The sequence below is a fragment of the Gordonia alkanivorans NBRC 16433 genome (assembly GCF_000225505.1).
Lineage (GTDB): Bacteria > Actinomycetota > Actinomycetes > Mycobacteriales > Mycobacteriaceae > Gordonia > Gordonia alkanivorans.
On sequence record NZ_BACI01000112.1, the window covers coordinates 1 to 13,901 of the forward strand.

Sequence of the window (13,901 nt, forward strand, 5' to 3'; positions counted from 1 at the left end):
GACGCCGGATCGTCCTGGGCCGCGACCGCGGGCGCCGGCGACGTGCTCGCCGGGATCGCCGGCTCGCTGCTCGCCGCCGGCCGGTCACCTCAGGAGGCGGGTGCCTGGGCGGCTCGCGTCCACGCCCACGCCGCGCTGCTGGCGAGCCGGGGAGCCCCCATCGGTGCGTCCGCGCTGCTCGCCGCGCTGCGCCCGGCGATCCGCGAGTTCGCTACAGGAAGAACAGCAGCGGAGACGCCGACCCCGCCACGCTGATCAGCGTGACGATCGAGAGCAGCACCAGATCGACGATCGGCCCCGCCCGGTGCAGCTCGTCGGCGCCGAGACGTCTGACAAACGAGACGAGCAGCCCGACCACCGCGCCGACGGTCGCGACGACGCCCACCACGTACAGGACCATCGCCGCGAACACCCAGCCGTCCGCGTCGTTCTCACCCAGCGCCTCGAGGATCGCGACGAAGAACAGGACCGCGCTGGTGAACAGGGAGACCCAGGCGAGGCCGTTCGACACCCAGGCCGTCACCGATTCGCGCATGCCGGGGGTGCGGCCGGCGGGGAGAGCGGGATCGGCGGGGCCGTACACGAGCGGGTCCACGGGGACGAAGTCATCGGGGAAACCGGGGTCGGGGTGACCGGACACGGGATTCATGGTGGCGTACATGGCCGCTTTCTGAAGAGGTGAGCTGCATCTGTCGTTCAGCCAACCGCGTCCCCGCGACGGCCGCATCGGTGTGATTACTCATACACGGCCGGGTGAAATGGCTGGTCATGGCGTTCCGCGGGTCGCCGCGCACAAATCGGTGGTGACGATCTGGGAGAATGGTCGGCGATGACTTCCGCTGCCCTGACCGCGACCGTCGACCTCGGCGCCATCGCGCACAACCTCGATGTGTTGCGTACTGCTTCGAACGCTGCCGTGATGGCGGTCGTGAAAGCCGACGCCTACGGCCACGGCGCCGTGCCGGTCGCGAAGGCCGCGATCGCCGCGGGTGCCGCCGAGCTGGGCGTCGCGCACATCACCGAGGCGCGCGCACTGCGCGCCGCCGGGATCGACGCGCCGATCACCGCCTGGCTGCACACACCGGGGGCGGACTTCTCGGGTGCCGTCACCGATCGCATCGAGATCGCCCTGTCTTCCGCCGCGCAGCTCGACGCGGTGGTCGCCGCCGCCCGGGCCACCGGTGTCGAGGCGAGCGTGACGGCCAAGGTGGACACCGGCCTCAACCGGAGCGGCGTCGCCGTCGACGAATGGGACGACTTCGCCGAGAAGCTCGCGAAGGCGCACGCCGGGGGAGCGGTCACCGTCCGCGCGGTGATGTGTCACCTCGCCCGCGGCGACGAACCCGACCATCCCCTCAACAGCGAGCAGGCCGCCCGGCTCGACGCCGCGGCCGCCGACCTCGCCCGCCTCGGCGCGGCGCCCGAGATCATGCACATCGCGAACTCTCCTGCGGCACTGACCCGTCCGGACCTGGCGCGCGACCTCGTCCGCCCCGGTATCGCACTGTACGGCCGGACCCCGGTCCCCGAACTCGGCGACTTCGGGCTCATCCCGGCGATGACGCTGTCGGCGCGGGTGGCCCTGGTCAAGAAGGTCGCTGCCGGGCAGGGCGTCTCCTACAGTCACACCTGGATCACACCGCACGACACCGTCGTCGCGATCGTCCCGGCCGGTTACGCCGACGGGGTGCCGCGACTGCTGTCGGGCCGCATCCGGGTGCGCATCGCCGATCGCCTGTTCGACGGCATCGGGCGCATCTGCATGGACCAGTTCGTCGTCGACCTCGGACCAGACGGGGCCGGGGTGCGGGAGGGCGACGAGGTCGAACTCTTCGGCACCGGCGCCCGCGGCGGCGTCACGGCCAAGGACTGGGCCGACGCCATCGGCACCATCGACTACGAGATCGTCTCCCAGGTCGGCAACCGTGCGGTCCGGCGCTACCTGAACGCGGGCCCGGCCCGCGGTGACGCGGTGGCCGACGAGTGAGCGGGGTGAGCGTGGTGGACGATTCCGAACGCGTCGGGCTGCTGGCCGGGTTGGCGGGTGTCGCGGCACTGGGCGGCCTGGCGGCGATCGGCGCGGCGCGCAACATGGCGCGCAAGAGCGTCGTCGGCAGGTCGGATCCCCACGCCGACATCGACCTCACCACGATGTACGACGAGCACGCACGGACCGTGACCACCGACGACGGCCTCGATCTCGCGGTCCGGACCATCGACCTCGGTGACGTCCCGAACGGCGCATATCCCGAGCTCACCATCGTTTTCGTGCACGGGTTCAGCCTGCGGTTGGCGAGCTGGCACTTCCAATGTGAACAGCTTGCCGCCGAGTGGGCCGACCGCAACTACCGCTTCGTCTTCTACGATCACCGCGGCCACGGCGAGAGCGATCCCGCGCCGGCCGAGACCTGCACGATCGCGCAACTCGCCGACGACGCCGCGGCGGTGATCCGCTCGACGGTGACCAGCGGACCCGTTGTGGTGGTGGGGCATTCGATGGGCGGCATGACGGTGATGGGTCTGGCGCGCCGGCACCCGGCGCTGTTCTCGTCCATCGGACCGGTTGCGGGGGTCGGCGTGGTCGCGACCGCCTCGCGGGGCCTGACCGAGGCGGGACTCGGTGAGGGATTGGGCAATCCGGTGATCGACGCCTTCCGCCTGAGCGTCCGCCGCGCACCGCGCCTGGTCCAGGCCGGCCGCGGACTGACCCGCCAGGCCCTCGAACCGGTGCTCGTCGCGGCCAGCTTCGGCCCGGCGTTCTTCAGTCCGGCGCTCGGTAGCGCCGTGGAGAAGATGATCCAGTCCACGCCGATCGAGACCATCGTGAACTTCTTGCACGCCTTGGAGATCCACGACGAGTCGACGGCGCTTCCGGCGCTGGCGCAGGTGCCCACGACCGTCGTGTGCGGCGACAAGGACCGGCTGACGCCGCTGCCGAACTCGGTGCGCATGTACTCCCAGCTCGGCCCGGATTCTCGTCTCGTGGTGGTCAAGGGAGCCGGTCACATGGTCCAGATGGAGGAACCCCGATTGGTCAGCGACGCGATCGTCGATCTCGTGGACCGCGCCCGGGTCGCGCTGCCTGCGCCCCGGCGTCGCTGGTGGAAGCGACGGGCGAAGGCATGAGCCCGGAGAGGCCGCACGCCGGCGGAACCCGCCCGACGCCGGTCACCGACCGCACCGGGACCCGCGAGTTACCGGAGGTCGCCGACACCGAGGCGTTCGGCGCCGAACTCGCCACCGTGTTGTCGCCGGGCGACCTGGTGATCCTCGACGGCCCGCTCGGTGCGGGCAAGACCGCCCTGGCGCGCGGCATCGGCGCAGGTCTGGGGATCGAGGGCCGGGTCACCTCGCCGACCTTCATCATCGCGCGCGAGCACCGGCCGGGCCGTCCCGGAGGGCCGGCGATGGTTCACGTCGACGCGTACCGGCTCGGGCTGGCAGGCGGCGACGGGGACGGGGGACTGGCGCGAGGCGGTCTCGACGAGCTCGACGCCCTGGACCTGGACACGGAGCTGACGGATGCGGTCGTCGTGGTCGAATGGGGTGAGGGTGTGGCCGAGCGGCTGGCGCAGCGCTATCTCGTGGTGCGGTTGCGCCGGGATGTGGACACCGATGTGCGACATGTGGAGTGGGAGTGGGTGAGGTGAGGAATGAGTTCCGGTGAAGGGGGTCTCGGCGCGGCCCGGACGGTGCTCGCGATCGACACCGCGACCGACTCGGTGGTCACCGGGGTCGTCGAACTGACCGGCGACACGATCGCCGATGTGCGGGTGCTCGCCGAACGCGTGGTCACCGACCACCGTCGGCATGCCGAACTGCTCACCACCCTGATCGCGGAATGCCTTGCCGAGTCCGGGATCTCCCGCGACTCGCTGGCCGCGGTGGTCGTCGGATGCGGCCCCGGGCCGTTCACCGGTCTGCGCGTGGGCATGGCCACCGGCGCGGCCTTCGCCGACGCACTCGGCATCCCCGCCCACGGCGTGTGTTCGCTGGACGCGCTCGCCCTCGACACGACCCCGCCCGGCGAGGGTTCCGACGTCCTCGTCGTCACCGACGCCCGGCGCCGAGAGGTGTACTGGGCGTTGTACCGCGACGGTGCGCGGGTGCGCGGACCCGAGGTCACCGCCCCGGCGACGGTCGCCGAGGAACTGTCCCCGGTATTCACCGCAGGCGAGGTCGGGGCGGCGTACGGCTCGGCGTCCCATCTCGAACTGGTCGGCTGGACGGGCGCGCCGCCGCAGGCCACCGTGCCGTCGGCTCGCGGACTCGTCGCGGCGGCCGCTCCCGCGATCATCGCCGGTGAGATCCCCGAACCCCTTGTGCCGCTGTATCTCCGACGTCCCGATGCGGTCGAGCAGAAGGCCCGGAAACTGGGGGCCGCGCGGTGACGGCGCCGGAGCTGATCATCGATGCGCTGACCTACGGCGACATCCCGCAGTGCGCGGCGCTGGAGAAGCTGATGTTCGCCGAGGACTCGCCGTGGCCGGCGTCGGCGTTCCGGGCCGAACTGAACGCGCCCTACAACACCTACTTCGCGGCGCGCGAACGCGCGGGCGGCGAGGTCATCGGCTACGCCGGGATCTCCACGCTCGGTCAGCCCGACGCCTACGAATGCGAGATCCACACGATCGCAGTCGATCCCGCCCATCGCGGGCGGGGGATCGGCAAGGACCTGCTGGAGGCGATGCTGGCGGTGGCCGACGCCGTCGACGCCCCGGTGTTCCTCGAGGTCCGCACCGACAACGACGTCGCGATCACCCTGTACTCCCGGCATGGCTTCAGCACCGCCGGAATCCGCCGGAACTACTATCAGCCGTCCGGTGCGGATGCCTACACGATGTTGCGGGTCCCGAGTTCGGGACGGCCGCTCGACCCCGAGGAGGGCCCGGCATGATCGTCATGGGCATCGAGAGTTCCTGCGACGAGACCGGAGTGGGCATCGTGCGCTGGACGCCGGCTGACGGCGACACCCCCGGCCACGCGACGCTGCTCGCCGACGAGGTCGCCTCGAGCGTCGACGAACACGCCCGTTTCGGCGGCGTCGTCCCCGAGATCGCCTCGCGCGCACACCTCGAGGCCATCGTGCCGACGATGCGCCGTGCTCGTGAGGCCGCCGGCATCGACCGGCCCGACGCCATCGCCGTCACCATCGGGCCCGGGCTCGCGGGCGCGCTGCTCGTCGGCGTCGCCGCGGCCAAGGCCTATGCGCTCGCCTGGGATGTGCCGCTGTACGCGATGAACCATCTCGGCGGGCACGTCGCGGTGGACACCCTCGAGCACGGCCCGATGCCCGAGTGCGTCGCCCTGCTCGTGTCCGGCGGACACACTCATCTGCTGCACGTCACCGATCTCGCCGAGCCGATCGTCGAACTCGGCACCACGGTCGACGACGCGGCGGGGGAGGCCTTCGACAAGGTCGCCCGACTCCTCGACCTCGGATTCCCCGGCGGCCCGGCCCTCGACCGTGCCGCCCGCGACGGCGACCCTGAGGCCATCGCTTTTCCCCGCGGGATGACCGGCCCGCGCGACGCCCGCCACGACTTCTCGTTCAGCGGTCTCAAGACGGCGGTCGCGCGGTACGTGGAGAAGTGTGAGCGCGACGGGGTGGCGGTCCCGGTGGCCGACGTCGCGGCGTCGTTCCAGGAGGCCGTCGCCGACGTGCTCACCATGAAAGCGGTTCGTGCGTGCGGTGATCTGGGAGTCGACACGCTCGTCCTCGGCGGTGGTGCGACCGCCAACTCGCGGATTCGGTCGCTCGCCGAGGAGCGGTGCGCGGCCGCCGGCATCACGCTGCGCGTGCCCAAGCCGCGACTCTGCACCGACAACGGGGTCATGATCGCGACGCTGGGCGCGCACGTGATCGCCGGAGGCGCGGCGCCGTCGCCGCTCACGGTCGCATCCGACCCGGCGATGTCGGTGCGGGTCAGTCAGCTCTGAGGCCTCTTCGGGGGCCCCGACGCGCCGAGCTGTATTCGCGGCGAGCGAAACTCCGGCATTTTGCACCCTCCACCCTTGAGTGCTGGCACTCGCACGTATAGAGTGCTAGTCGGCGCTGAGTGAAGCCTCGGACACCCGCGACGACGAGGTTTTGTCCCAGGGCCATGAACGTGCAGATTCTTTCTCAGTACGAAAGTTGAGGACTCACATCGTGGCGAGCGTGAACATCAAGCCGCTTGAGGACAAGATCCTGGTGCAGGCCGTCGAGGCCGAGACGACCACCGCCTCGGGCCTGGTCATCCCGGACTCCGCCAAGGAGAAGCCGCAGGAAGGCACCGTCATCGCCGTCGGCGAGGGCCGGGTCACCGAGCAGGGCAACCGCGTCCCCGTGGACGTCAAGGAAGGTGACACCGTCATCTACAGCAAGTACGGCGGCACCGAGATCAAGTACGCCGGCGAGGAGTACCTGATCCTGTCGGCGCGCGACGTCCTCGCCGTCATCGGCAAGTAGGACTCGGGCCACACAGACCCCGCGAGTCGTCTCGCGACTCGACGCACCGCCCCGGCTCCCCGTGCAGGGGTACCGGGGCGGTGTGCGTTGTGTCGGACGACTCCCGTGAAGAAAGAGATTCATGGCCAAGCAGATTGAATTCAACGAAACCGCGCGGCGGGCGCTCGAGCGAGGCATCGATCAGCTCGCCGACACCGTCAAGGTCACCCTGGGCCCGCGCGGCCGGCACGTGGTGCTGGCCAAGGCATTCGGCGGACCGAGCGTCACCAACGACGGCGTCACCATCGCTCGTGACATCGACCTCGAGGACCCCTTCGAGAACCTCGGTGCCCAGCTGGTGAAGTCGGTTGCCACCAAGACCAACGACGTCGCAGGCGACGGCACCACCACCGCAACCGTTCTCGCGCAGGCGATGGTCAAGGCCGGACTGCGCAACGTCGCCGCCGGTGCCAACCCGATCGCACTCGGCGTGGGCATCAGCAAGGCCGCCGACGCACTGAGCGAGGCCCTGCTGGCCGCCGCGACCCCGGTCGACGGCGAGCAGTCCATCGCCCAGATCGCCACCGTCTCCTCGCGTGACGAGGAGATCGGCGAGATGGTCGGCAAGGCGATGAGCGTGGTCGGCGCCGACGGCGTCGTCACCGTCGAAGAGGGCTCGGGTCTGCAGACCGAACTCGAGATCACCGAGGGCGTGCAGTTCGACAAGGGCTTCCTCTCGCCGTACTTCGTCACCGACGTCGACAGCCAGGAAGCGGTCCTCGAGGACGCGCTCGTGCTGCTGTACCGCGACAAGATCAGCTCGCTGCCGGAGTTCCTGCCGCTGCTGGAGAAGGTCGTCGAGGCGGGCAAGTCCCTGCTGATCGTCGCCGAGGACGTCGAGGGCGAGCCGCTGTCGACCCTCGTGGTGAACTCGATCCGCAAGACCATCCGCGCCGTCGCGGTGAAGTCGCCGTTCTTCGGTGACCGTCGCAAGGCGTTCATGGAGGACCTGGCGGTCGTCACCGGCGGCACCGTGGTCACCTCCGACGTGGGCCTGACCCTGTCGACCGTCGGCCTGGAGGTTCTCGGTTCGGCGCGTCGTGTCGTCGTCACCAAGGACGCCACCACCATCGTCGAGGGTGCGGGCACCAAGGAGGCCATCGCCGGTCGCGCCGCGCAGCTGCGTCGCGAGATCGAGGCGTCGGACTCCGACTGGGACAAGGAGAAGCTCGCCGAGCGTCTGGCCAAGCTGGCCGGCGGCGTCGCCGTCATCCGCGTCGGTGCGGCCACCGAGACCTCCCTCAAGGAGCGCAAGCACCGCGTCGAGGACGCCGTCGCCGCAGCCAAGGCCGCGGTCGAGGAAGGCATCATCCCCGGCGGCGGTTCGGCCATCGTCCAGGCATCGAAGGTGCTCGACGAGCTCGCCGCCTCGCTGACCGACGACGAGGCGCTGGGCGTCCGCGTGGTCCGGGACGCCGCCAAGGCCCCGCTGTTCTGGATCGCCTCCAACGCCGGTCTCGACGGTGCCGTCGTGGTGTCCAAGGTCGTCGACCTCGGCAAGAACGAGGGCTTCAACGCCGCGAGCCTCACCTACGGTGACCTCGTCGGCGAGGGCATCATCGACCCGGTGAAGGTGACCCGTTCCGCGGTTGTCAACGCCGCGTCGGTCGCCCGCATGGTGCTCACCACCGAGACCGCGATCACCGATCAGCCCGCGCAGGAGCCGGCCGGTCACGCCGGACACGGTCACGCGCACTGAGCTGAGCGCATCGCGCCGGTAGTACACAACACAGGAGCCGGGCATCCTCTGCGGATGCCCGGCTCCTGTGTTGTGTGCGGTGGTGCCGCGGTGGCCCTGATCGTCGGCGGGTCCCTCTCCGCCGGCGGTTACGGACTGCTCAGCTCGCCATGCGGCGGCCGACACCGCGCTTCATCAGCATGCTGCGCTCGGACTCCGAGAGCCCGCCCCAGATCCCGTAGGGCTCGGCCACGGCGAGCGCGTGCTCGCGGCACTGGGCGATGACGGGGCACTGGTGGCACAGTTCCTTGGCCCGACGCTCACGCTGAGCGCGCGCACGGCCGCGTTCACCGTCAGGATGGAAGAACATCGAGGAGTCGACGCCGCGGCAGAGGCCGGACATCTGCCAGTCCCAGATGTCTGCGTTGGGGCCGGGGAGATGGTTGGGCTGAGGCATGGCAGCTGCTCCTTGTCTAGGGCCGCACCGAGGTGCTCGGTGGAGAAACGTCGATTTCCTGCAACGCTGGGGCTCACATTAAGCGGGTGTGAGAAATGGCGTCAATACCGTTGAAATCGGCGATCCGCCGGGTGAAAGTCTCGGAAATGTTAACGGCGCGTTAGATGAACGGAAGGCGATAGCACAGTGCTGCCCAGCGGTCGGCGTGCCCTCCGACCGGACGAAAGGAACGATCGATGAGCTGCGAGTATTCAGCAAAATGGCGTTTGTCTGGAGGGTGGGAACGCAACGACCATCAAACGACGACCATGTCAACGGTTAACACCGAGGAAATCTGCTTCTTATCCGCCGGTGATCTGGTCTCAGGATTAACGTTGGGAATCGTTCGTTAAATTCATGCAAACCAAAAGAGACGTAGTGATCAAGACCACTTCGCAGGGCCTCGACATGGCCCCTGAACTGCGTTGGAAGTCGGCCGTGGAGGCGGGAGGACGCGGTGAGTACGCCGCGGCGCTCACCGAGCTGGCCCGGCTGGGCGAGGACGTGCGGTCCGCGCACGGGTCGATGCCGCGCGGACCGGGGGCCGCGGCACTGCTGTCACTGTGCCGCAGCACGACGGCCTCTCTACTGCGTCAGGGCGGACGCCACGACCTCTCGCTGGGGCTCGACGGTCTCGCGTTCGCGACCGTCGCGGGGATCGATCCGGCACCGGGCGGCGAGGCAGGTGTCGACCCGGTGCGGGCCGCACGCGCCGACGCCCTCATCGGGCTGGCCGCGGACAACCTCGGTCTCCTTCGTTTCGGAGCGTCGGCGCGAGTCCTCGATCGTGCGCGGTCACTGCTGTCCGATCCCGCCGAAGACTGGGTCTCGGCACCGCCGGTCGACTGGCCCACCCACGGCCGGTGCCGGCTTCGCTGGGAGTGGGTCAGCGCCGAACTCGGCCTGTACTCCGGAGACGTCGCGGCGGGGTTGGCCCACGCGGAGGCCGGCGACTTGCTGGTCCGGCATCTGTCCGACACCTCCGACGTACCGGCGCGGCACCGCGTGAAGACCTCTCTCATCCATGCGGCAGCCCTCGCGGGTGTGGGGGAGGTCGAGGCGTCGGCCGCCCGGGCCCGCAACGTAGTCGTCGACGCAGGTGAACACGGTCTGCTGCCGCTGGAGTGGGCGGGACTGAGCCTGCTCACCGGGATGGTCGCGGCGTCTGATTCAGAGGAGAAGAGGCACCGGGACCTTCGCGCCACGCTGATCGGCAAGGGCATGGCACTGATGCCCGAGGGCTGATGGCTAAGGTGTTTGAGGGTCTGCCTCGGCGTTGTCACGACGTTCCGGGGTGTCGGGGCCCGTAACAGGACCGGCTCACAAACGGTCAACCGATCTGTAACACGGGGATTCCTACGCGCGATGAAGCTGACAGGTGGTGAGTTGGACGACGCCGTCCGGGCCGCGGGCCAGGGCGATCGTGCAGCTCTCACATCAGTTCTCGAAAGCGTGCAGGAACCGATCCTGCGCTATTGCCGAGGGCGAATCGGAATCGGAGAACGTCATCTGTTCTCCGCAGATGACATCGCGCAGGAGGCTTTGATGGCGGTGATGACCGCGCTGCCCCGTTATCGGGACCAGGGCAAGCCGTTCATGGCCTTCGTCTACGGCATCACCTCACACAAAGTCGCCGACGCCATGCGGGTCGCCGCCCGGGTCAAGGCCGATCCGGTGGAGGACGTGCCCGAGGTCGGACACGTCACCGGTGGGCCGGAGCAGTCGGCTCTCGACGCCGACAGCAGCAGGCGGATGCGCGCATTGCTCGACATACTTCCGGAGAAGCAGCGCGAGGTGCTGGTACTCCGGCTGGTCGTCGGCATGTCAGCCGAGGAGACGGCCCAGATGATCGGAAGCACCGCGGGTGCGGTTCGAGTCGCCCAACACCGGGCGCTGGCCAAGTTGAAGGACGAGTTGAAACGGACAGGAGGTCACGATGAGCGGAGGATCTGACTGGCGTCATCGTCGCTCCGTCCACGGGCGTGAGCAGCTCGGCCGTCCCGGCCGGCCGCCGGCCCATGGTCGGGGACCCGGTCCGAGTGGCCCGTCCACCGGTGGTCCCGTATCCGGCGACGACGCCCTCGAGCGCGAAGCGAGCGTGCTCGGCGGGGAGTCGCTGGACCTCGCCGAGGTCGGCTTCGACGAGAACTTCCTCGAGGCGCTTTCCCACGACGTTCCCGTCCCCACGCGTGACGACGCGGAATATGAACTCGCCGAACTTCTCTCGGGTTGGCGCAACGAGACCGTGTCGGCCCCGGTGCCGGAGCTGGTCTCCGTCGACGACGTCGAGCGGGCCATCGAGAGCACCGAACGCGCGAGTCGTGGCCGTCGCATGGTGCGCCACCTCCGCGTCGTGTCCGGCGCGGCCGCGATCGTCATCGTGGCGGCCGCCGGCCTGACCGTCCTGTCCGAGGGCTCGCAGCCGGGTGACCCGCTGTGGGGCGTCAAGCAGGTCGTGTTCGCCGAGGCCGCCTCCGAGACCCAGGCGGCCCACGACGTACGCGCCAACCTCGAACGCGCCGAGGCGGCCATCGCCGCCGGCGACACCGCGGCGGCCGCGAGCTTCATCGCCAAGGCCCAGGGCAGCATGGGGCCGATGCGCGACAAGGACACCCGCGAGGAGATGTCGGACTGGATGAACCGGCTGCGCGCCGGGGCCGGTCTGCCGACCACCAGGGAGGCCACGTCGTCGGCCGATCGGTCGGAGCCCGCGGTGACCGAGTCGGGTGAGCCGACCACGAATCCGGACGTGCGCAACCGGTCCGGGGAGCCGTCGCCCTCCGACACCTCCGTGACCACGACTCCCACGACCAAGGTGCCCACCCCGGTCGAGGAGCCCGGTCAGAGCGAGGAGCCGGTGCCGTCGAGCCCGCCGAGCGAGCCGACCGAAGAGGTGCCGCCCACGAGTTCCTCGATGACGCGGACACCTGCCGACTTCCCGGCGTTCCCGTGGACGCCGCCGCCCGGCGTCGACGCGTCCGAGGGTCGTCCCCGCTAGACCCGCGCGACCACAGACGACTGCGCCCGTACCGAGATCGGTACGGGCGCAGTCGTGTGAGAGGGATCGGTGGTCTGTGGGCCCCGAGGGGGTCAGCGGCCTTCGTCGTAGTGGTTGCGGGCGTCGGCGTAGCCGCGGCAGTAGTCCCAGGTGACGTAGGCGTCGGGGCGCGGGTCGACGGCCGGCTCATGGGGGCGGACGGTGCCGTCGATGAGGAGCTGGATCAGGTTCGCGCGGAGCATGTCCCAGTCGTGGTAGTGGTCCTCGTGGCAGTCATCACACACGACGACGAGGCCCCGGACGCCGCGGTGGGCGAGCAGCGCCTCGTAGACGGCGAGGTCGGCCAGGTCTTCTTCGACCGCCAGCCGCTCGTTCTCGTCCAACGGGATGCCCGGCTCCACGCTGTCCAATGCGGAAGCGGGGTCGCTCGGGTCGTCGGCGAACGGGTCCGGCGGGAGGCCGGGTGGCAGGTGGTCACGCACCCCACCACCGTAGCCGATCCCGGGGCTGTCACGCCGCAGGCATCCGAAGGTATTCAGGCGATATACGGCAGGCGCCGGGGAGGCGGGAACACGGCCTCCCGGACGCGTCCCCGGCGCACAGTGCACGTGTGACGATCGCCGCATCCATCGAGTCGATACGATGGACCGATGACGCATGTTCGCACCGGTGGAGACGATCCCGGCAAGGTCGCAATGCTCGGCCTGACCTTCGACGACGTCCTCTTGTTGCCCTCGGCCTCGGACGTGATCCCCAGCGAGGTCGACACCTCCTCGCGGGTGACCAAGAACGTGACCCTTCGCGTGCCGCTGGTGAGCTCGGCGATGGACACCGTGACCGAGTCTCGCATGGCCATCGCGATGGCGCGCGCCGGCGGTATGGGCGTGCTGCACCGCAACCTGTCCATCGAGGCGCAGGCGGCCCAGGTCGAGACCGTCAAGCGGTCCGAGGCCGGCATGGTGACCGATCCCGTCACCTGTTCGCCGACCCACACCCTCGCCGAGGTCGACGCGATGTGCGCGCGGTACCGCATCTCCGGCCTGCCCGTCGTCGACGACAAGGGCGAGCTCATCGGCATCATCACCAACCGCGACATGCGCTTCGAGGTCGACCAGAACCGTCCGGTCGCCGAGGTCATGACCAAGGCGCCGCTCATCACGGCGCAGGAGGGCGTCTCCGCCGAGGCCGCCCTGGGGCTGCTGCGTCGCAACAAGATCGAGAAGCTGCCGATCGTCGACGGCAACGGTCGCCTCACCGGTCTGATCACCGTCAAGGACTTCGTCAAGACCGAGCAGCACCCGAACGCCACCAAGGACTCCGACGGCCGTCTGCTCGTCGGCGCGGCCGTGGGCACCGGTGGACCCCAGTGGGACCGCGCGATGGCGCTGACCGATGCCGGGGTCGACGTGATCATCGTCGACACCGCCCATGCGCACAATCGCCTGGTGCTCGACATGGTCGCCAAGCTGAAGGCCGAGGTCGGCGACCGCGTCGACGTCGTCGGCGGCAACGTCGCCACCCGTGAGGCCGCACAGGCCCTCATCGACGCCGGTGCCGATGCGGTGAAGGTCGGCGTCGGACCGGGCTCCATCTGCACCACCCGCGTCGTGGCCGGTGTCGGCGCACCGCAGATCACCGCGATTCTCGAGGCCGTCGCCGTCTGCCAGAAGGCCGACGTACCGGTCATCGCCGACGGCGGTCTGCAGTACTCGGGCGACATCGCCAAGGCCCTTGCGGCCGGTGCGTCGACCGCGATGCTCGGTTCGCTGCTCGCCGGGACCGCCGAGGCTCCCGGCGAACTCGTGCTCGTCAACGGCAAGCAGTTCAAGAGCTACCGCGGCATGGGTTCGCTCGGCGCGATGCAGGGACGCGGCCAGGCCAAGTCGTATTCCAAGGACCGCTACTTCCAGGACGACGTCCTCAAGGAGGAGAAGCTGGTCCCCGAGGGCATCGAGGGTCGGGTGCCGTTCCGCGGCCCGCTGTCCCAGGTGATCCACCAGCTGGTGGGCGGCCTGCGCGCGGCGATGGGTTACACCGGTTCGTCGTCGATCACGGACCTCCAGTCCGCGCGCTTCGTCCAGATCACCGCGGCCGGGCTCAAGGAATCGCATCCGCACGACATCACCCTCACCGCCGAGGCGCCCAACTACTATTCCCGCTGACATCCCCGTGGTCGTTCCCGCCGGTCCGCCCGGACCGGGGACACCGTAGGGTCGTTGTGCAGCTGAACTCCCCGGAG

At 69.7% G+C, this 13,901-nt stretch carries 16 protein-coding genes; 13 read left to right on the forward strand and 3 right to left on the reverse strand.

Translation table 11 applies throughout. The features are described 5' to 3' along the window. A partial coding sequence (locus GOALK_RS20250) for an NAD(P)H-hydrate dehydratase (protein ID WP_006360710.1) occupies positions 1-255 on the forward strand: 255 nt, incomplete at its 5' end. On the opposite strand, the gene GOALK_RS20255 is transcribed toward GOALK_RS20250, so the two are convergent. Beyond that, entirely contained in the window at positions 212-661 is a 450-nt protein-coding gene (locus tag GOALK_RS20255) for a hypothetical protein (protein ID WP_006360711.1), read from the reverse strand. The two genes, GOALK_RS20250 and GOALK_RS20255, sit on opposite strands and share 44 nt — an antisense overlap. Positions 662-829: 168 nt before the next feature. On the opposite strand from GOALK_RS20255, the gene alr reads away from it, so the two are divergent. From alr to groL, 8 genes are all read left to right on the forward strand, one after another. Beyond that, positions 830-1,987: an alanine racemase gene (alr, locus tag GOALK_RS20260; protein WP_006360712.1), complete on the forward strand. Its 1,158-nt coding sequence runs from the start codon at positions 830-832 to the stop codon at positions 1,985-1,987. Beyond that, entirely contained in the window at positions 1,984-3,126 is a 1,143-nt protein-coding gene (locus GOALK_RS20265) for an alpha/beta fold hydrolase (RefSeq protein ID WP_006360713.1), read from the forward strand. The genes alr and GOALK_RS20265 overlap by 4 nt, the downstream gene beginning before the upstream one ends. Then, positions 3,123-3,650: a tRNA (adenosine(37)-N6)-threonylcarbamoyltransferase complex ATPase subunit type 1 TsaE gene (tsaE, locus tag GOALK_RS20270; protein WP_006360714.1), complete on the forward strand. Its 528-nt coding sequence runs from the start codon at positions 3,123-3,125 to the stop codon at positions 3,648-3,650. Before GOALK_RS20265 ends, tsaE begins: the two co-directional genes overlap by 4 nt. A 3-nt stretch (positions 3,651-3,653) precedes the next feature. Continuing rightward, a complete protein-coding gene (gene tsaB, locus GOALK_RS20275; RefSeq protein WP_006360715.1) occupies positions 3,654-4,391 on the forward strand; it encodes a tRNA (adenosine(37)-N6)-threonylcarbamoyltransferase complex dimerization subunit type 1 TsaB in 738 nt (245 codons plus the stop codon). Further along, positions 4,388-4,897 carry a ribosomal protein S18-alanine N-acetyltransferase gene (rimI, locus tag GOALK_RS20280; RefSeq protein WP_006360716.1) on the forward strand — a complete coding sequence of 170 codons (510 nt, stop codon included), beginning with the start codon at positions 4,388-4,390 and terminating at the stop codon, positions 4,895-4,897. Before tsaB ends, rimI begins: the two co-directional genes overlap by 4 nt. Continuing rightward, on the forward strand, positions 4,894-5,940 hold the full coding sequence (gene tsaD / locus GOALK_RS20285; protein ID WP_006360718.1) for a tRNA (adenosine(37)-N6)-threonylcarbamoyltransferase complex transferase subunit TsaD: 1,047 nt from the start codon (positions 4,894-4,896) through the stop codon (positions 5,938-5,940). Before rimI ends, tsaD begins: the two co-directional genes overlap by 4 nt. A 211-nt stretch (positions 5,941-6,151) precedes the next feature. Beyond that, positions 6,152-6,451, forward strand: coding sequence for a co-chaperone GroES (groES, locus tag GOALK_RS20290; protein ID WP_004019185.1), 300 nt, complete (start codon positions 6,152-6,154; stop codon positions 6,449-6,451). A 121-nt stretch (positions 6,452-6,572) separates the two neighbouring features. Beyond that, positions 6,573-8,189: a chaperonin GroEL gene (gene groL / locus GOALK_RS20295; protein ID WP_006360720.1), complete on the forward strand. Its 1,617-nt coding sequence runs from the start codon at positions 6,573-6,575 to the stop codon at positions 8,187-8,189. A gap of 139 nt (positions 8,190-8,328) precedes the next feature. On the opposite strand, the gene GOALK_RS20300 is transcribed toward groL, so the two are convergent. After that, on the reverse strand, positions 8,329-8,625 hold the full coding sequence (locus GOALK_RS20300) for a WhiB family transcriptional regulator (RefSeq protein WP_006360721.1): 297 nt from the start codon (positions 8,623-8,625) through the stop codon (positions 8,329-8,331). Between the two features lie 417 nt (positions 8,626-9,042). Here GOALK_RS20300 and GOALK_RS20305 point away from each other — a divergent pair, with 417 nt between their 5' ends. From GOALK_RS20305 to GOALK_RS20315, 3 genes are all read left to right on the forward strand, one after another. Beyond that, complete coding sequence (locus GOALK_RS20305; protein ID WP_006360722.1) at positions 9,043-9,909, forward strand: hypothetical protein; 867 nt, start codon at positions 9,043-9,045, stop codon at positions 9,907-9,909. Between the two features lie 120 nt (positions 9,910-10,029). Continuing rightward, positions 10,030-10,617 (forward strand): sigma-70 family RNA polymerase sigma factor, encoded by a 588-nt coding sequence (locus GOALK_RS20310; RefSeq protein ID WP_035750555.1) that lies wholly within the window; start codon positions 10,030-10,032, stop codon positions 10,615-10,617. Continuing rightward, on the forward strand, positions 10,601-11,662 hold the full coding sequence (locus GOALK_RS20315) for an anti-sigma-D factor RsdA (RefSeq protein WP_006360724.1): 1,062 nt from the start codon (positions 10,601-10,603) through the stop codon (positions 11,660-11,662). Before GOALK_RS20310 ends, GOALK_RS20315 begins: the two co-directional genes overlap by 17 nt. Positions 11,663-11,754: 92 nt before the next feature. Here the strand turns inward: GOALK_RS20315 and GOALK_RS20320 are convergent, their stop codons facing one another. Next, entirely contained in the window at positions 11,755-12,144 is a 390-nt protein-coding gene (locus GOALK_RS20320; protein ID WP_005195870.1) for a DUF5319 domain-containing protein, read from the reverse strand. Positions 12,145-12,312: 168 nt separating this feature from the next. Between GOALK_RS20320 and guaB the strand changes: the two genes are divergently transcribed. Then, positions 12,313-13,824 carry an IMP dehydrogenase gene (gene guaB, locus GOALK_RS20325; protein WP_006360725.1) on the forward strand — a complete coding sequence of 504 codons (1,512 nt, stop codon included), beginning with the start codon at positions 12,313-12,315 and terminating at the stop codon, positions 13,822-13,824. Positions 13,825-13,901 lie beyond the last annotated feature (77 nt).

Excerpts from the sequence above, each read along its gene's own strand:
- groL (WP_006360720.1), top strand. The coding sequence starts at position 6,573 with ATGGCCAAGCAGATTGAATTCAACGAAACCGCGCGGCGGGCGCTCGAG.
- GOALK_RS20315 (WP_006360724.1), top strand. The coding sequence starts at position 10,601 with ATGAGCGGAGGATCTGACTGGCGTCATCGTCGCTCCGTCCACGGGCGT.
- GOALK_RS20310 (WP_035750555.1), top strand. The coding sequence starts at position 10,030 with ATGAAGCTGACAGGTGGTGAGTTGGACGACGCCGTCCGGGCCGCGGGC.
- guaB (WP_006360725.1), top strand. The coding sequence starts at position 12,313 with ATGACGCATGTTCGCACCGGTGGAGACGATCCCGGCAAGGTCGCAATG.
- tsaB (WP_006360715.1), top strand. The coding sequence starts at position 3,654 with ATGAGTTCCGGTGAAGGGGGTCTCGGCGCGGCCCGGACGGTGCTCGCG.
- GOALK_RS20300 (WP_006360721.1), bottom strand. The coding sequence starts at position 8,625 with ATGCCTCAGCCCAACCATCTCCCCGGCCCCAACGCAGACATCTGGGAC.
- tsaD (WP_006360718.1), top strand. The coding sequence starts at position 4,894 with ATGATCGTCATGGGCATCGAGAGTTCCTGCGACGAGACCGGAGTGGGC.
- GOALK_RS20255 (WP_006360711.1), bottom strand. The coding sequence starts at position 661 with ATGTACGCCACCATGAATCCCGTGTCCGGTCACCCCGACCCCGGTTTC.
- tsaE (WP_006360714.1), top strand. The coding sequence starts at position 3,123 with ATGAGCCCGGAGAGGCCGCACGCCGGCGGAACCCGCCCGACGCCGGTC.
- alr (WP_006360712.1), top strand. The coding sequence starts at position 830 with ATGACTTCCGCTGCCCTGACCGCGACCGTCGACCTCGGCGCCATCGCG.